General features: G+C 62.9%; 1 pseudogene. It reads right to left on the bottom strand.

Annotation, left to right across the window (positions count from 1 at the left end):
* Nucleotides 1-34 precede the first annotated feature (34 nt).
* Nucleotides 35-291: pseudogene (locus tag EN851_RS35640) on the bottom strand (LacI family transcriptional regulator); the annotation flags it as partial.

The raw sequence follows: 291 nt of genomic DNA, 5'->3' as shown, positions 1-291 counted from the left end.
CTGTAACGACAGTTAACCATTTTTTTTTTTTTTTTTAGCGGGGCGCGGCCGGCACGTCTGAGACCAGCGTGACCAGCCTGATTCCGGCCTCGACCAGCTCGCGCAGGATGTTGCGTGTGCGCGGATGGTCGACGGCGATGACGCCGACGCCGTTGGCCTTGAGCGACAGATTCTCCACCGCGCCCTGCAGCGCGCCGGGCGAAATGCCGGCAAGGTTGTGGATGCGGCAGGAGGCGACCAGAGGCAGGCGCGCCGCATAGTCCTCGATGTGATGCGCAAGGTCGGCCATGA

The organism is Mesorhizobium sp. M8A.F.Ca.ET.208.01.1.1 (assembly GCF_004791315.1).
In the GTDB taxonomy this organism is placed as follows: Bacteria; Pseudomonadota; Alphaproteobacteria; order Rhizobiales; family Rhizobiaceae; genus Mesorhizobium.
Note: the sequence above shows the minus strand (reverse complement) of the source record. Positions and strands in the feature narration are given on the sequence as shown.